Origin of the sequence: Sphingobacterium cavernae, from assembly GCF_008520265.1 — a bacterium.
Taxonomy (GTDB): domain Bacteria; phylum Bacteroidota; class Bacteroidia; order Sphingobacteriales; family Sphingobacteriaceae; genus Sphingobacterium; species Sphingobacterium cavernae.
Genome location: NZ_VIQM01000101.1, coordinates 1 through 2,684, shown reverse-complemented (window position 1 = coordinate 2,684; position 2,684 = coordinate 1). Strand labels below are relative to the sequence as shown.

General features: G+C 35.1%; 3 protein-coding genes. 1 reads left to right on the top strand and 2 read right to left on the bottom strand.

Annotation, left to right across the window (positions count from 1 at the left end; genetic code table 11):
- Window positions 1-92 precede the first annotated feature (92 nt).
- Window positions 93-821 carry an IS21-like element helper ATPase IstB gene (gene istB, locus FLS47_RS16860; protein WP_149915494.1) on the bottom strand — a complete coding sequence of 243 codons (729 nt, stop codon included), beginning with the start codon at window positions 819-821 and terminating at the stop codon, window positions 93-95.
- An 18-nt stretch (window positions 822-839) separates the two neighbouring features.
- Window positions 840-2,387, bottom strand: a complete 1,548-nt coding sequence (istA, locus tag FLS47_RS16855) for an IS21 family transposase (protein WP_149915493.1) — start codon at window positions 2,385-2,387, stop codon at window positions 840-842.
- Window positions 2,388-2,500: 113 nt separating this feature from the next.
- Here istA and FLS47_RS18680 point away from each other — a divergent pair.
- A partial coding sequence (locus FLS47_RS18680; protein WP_223225401.1) for a hypothetical protein occupies window positions 2,501-2,684 on the top strand: 184 nt, incomplete at its 3' end.

Genomic DNA, 2,684 nt, shown 5'->3' with positions numbered 1-2,684 from the left:
TGGGTATTTCGGAGGGATAGTGCCAGTGTTTTCGGTCAAACTGTGCCACTTTTAAGATGCTGCAATTATATCAAAAAAAACTTATAAACCTCTTATATTTTTCCTTTACGGAGAGAATTTCCTTCTAAAGCAATTCGGTGGGCTGAATTTACTATTCGGTCTAGGATTGCATCAGCCACCGTTCCCTCTCCACCAATAACTTGATGCCAAGAGGAAACAGGGATTTGAGAAGATATAATAGTAGACCTTTTGTCGTAACGATCATCTATAATATCCATAAGTGTTTCTCGATCTTGCCTGTCCATCGCTTGTAAACCGAAGTCATCTAATATTAACAATTCCATTTTATTTATTTTATCCAATTCTCTTAGGTATGATCCATCCACTTTAGCTAACTTCAATTTCTTGAAAAGTCTTGATGTTACAGTGTACATTGTTTTTATTCCATTGATGCATGCTTGATACCCTAAAGCCTGTGAAATATAACTTTTTCCTACTCCAGAAGCACCGACGACTATGATATTTTGTCTATGTGAAATAAAGTCTAGCGTAGATATTCTGACAAACATATTTTTATCTAAGTTTCTATCACTATTGTATTTAATATCCGCGAGATTGGCTTTCTGTCTAAAGCACGCTTGTTTAATGAGCCTTTCAGTTTTGTTGTTTTCTCTTTCTTCCCATTGGTGGTCCGTGAGCATAGCTAAATACTCATCACAGGTCATATCCATACTCTTATTAAGCTCGATATTTTGCTGATGTAACCTTGCCATTGCACCTAAGCGCATGCTTTTTAGCTTTTCAATTGTTTGATTATTCATTGCTATATTATTTTGAGTTTAATTATATGCAGCTGCCCCTCTAATGTTTTCATGATGAGGAATATGGTGTGTAAGAGTCTCTTCTTCTGTATCGGAGAACTTATCCATATTATTCTTTAGTATATTTTTTATATGATTATAAGTACATGCTTCAGTTTCCCAGGCGCGTTTACAGGCATTATTTAACCTTTCAGAAGTATAAGATTGATGTAATTTTATCACTCCGAGGGATCTTTTATATCCTATTTCTGGATAATCCTGAGATACCAATATTTTCTCAACGCATCTTAAAACGTACTCGCCATGCTTTTCAGCCTGTCTTTTAAAGAATTCTGGGTTCCAATCACTATAGAACTTGTGTGTACTGCTTAGGTGCTCGGGGTTAGTGATATAGCTGCCTTTTGCATTGTTTCGCTGATGAAAAGCAATTCGTTGGTAATTATAATATACTTCAACGTTAGTGTTAGTAAAGTGAATTAAAGTCTCTTTTCCAATAAAACGGTAGGGTACGCTATAATAACTTTTATCAGGTGAAAAATAAACATAACCCATTTTCTGTACTTTGGCTCTTTTATAATCTTTGATTTCATATGGATCATTTGGAAGAGGCTTGAGATATTGTCTTTCCATTCGATGAAAAAGTTCTATCCTGCTCGAGTCTTTTCTCTTAAATAACAGTTCGTTATATCTCTTTAAATGAACCATAATCTGTGAATTGAGCTCTTGTAACGAAAAGAAAGTCATTTGACGGATTGGGTAGTATATCCGCTGATAAGTAAGATGAACCGCATTTTCCACTAAAGCCTTTTCAGTCGGTGCATATGGACGTGTTGGATTGATTGCGCAATTATAATGACGCGCAAAGTCTTTAAAGCTTCGATTTATTTCTGGTTCATATTTTGATGCTCTGCTAACTGCCGATTTAAGGTTATCAGAAATAATAGCTTTAGGTACACCTCCAAAGAAATGTAAGGCATTAATACAGCATAATATGAGTTCTTCTTTCTTCTGACTTAAACAAGCTTGTACATAGGTGTAATGGCTACATGGAAGTATAGCTACAAATACTTCTACATCCATTAATTCACCGGTAGCCCTGTCTATAATCTGTAGTTTCTTGCCGGCAAAGTCGATAAACATTTCTTCTCCAGCGATATGGTCAATTTTCATGGAGCCCTTTTGTGTAGGATATTTCCGATGATAATGTTCTAAAAATTGAGTGTAGCTATATGGATCTTTGATTTGTTCGACATATTGTTGGTAATGATATTGGTAAGTAAAGCCTGGATGATTGGAATCATTATTCATCTTATCCAAGTAAAGCATTAAATCATTATGGCGATTAGTATTTACGGTTGTAAATGAAGAGAATAAATCAGAAAGCGCACGTTCATCCAGTTCAAGAAGAGTTGGCAATGGTAATCCACTGGCTTTAAAGAGTCTAAGGTAAGAGTTGACGGTATTACGAGAGATTCCTAATAAAGTGGCTACTTTACGATTGCTTAAACCGTCCAAATGTAAAGTGATAATTTGTTTTAAGTCCATTGGATCAAGTATATTGGCCATGCTGCTGATTATTTGTAAAGCAACAAGGTAAATTAATGATCTCAAAAAGTGGCACAAATCGAACCGTAAAGCGCAATCAATAAATCATACGCTTAAGAATTTCAAATGCAATATTGGCACAAATCGAAACGAAAGAAATTGTAAACACAACTGGTTTTTTTGAAAAAACAGTTATTAAACAATGGCATAAATCGAACCGTTTTACATTCCTATTTTTTTCAGATTGGCACAAATCGAAACGAAAATTTTGGCACTGTTTGACCGAAAACGGTGGCACAAATCAATCCGAAATATCCA

What these genes read in the sequence shown, in the direction of transcription:
- istB (WP_149915494.1), bottom strand. Translation starts at nt 821, where the DNA reads ATGAATAATCAAACAATTGAAAAGCTAAAAAGCATGCGCTTAGGTGCA.
- istA (WP_149915493.1), bottom strand. Translation starts at nt 2,387, where the DNA reads ATGGCCAATATACTTGATCCAATGGACTTAAAACAAATTATCACTTTA.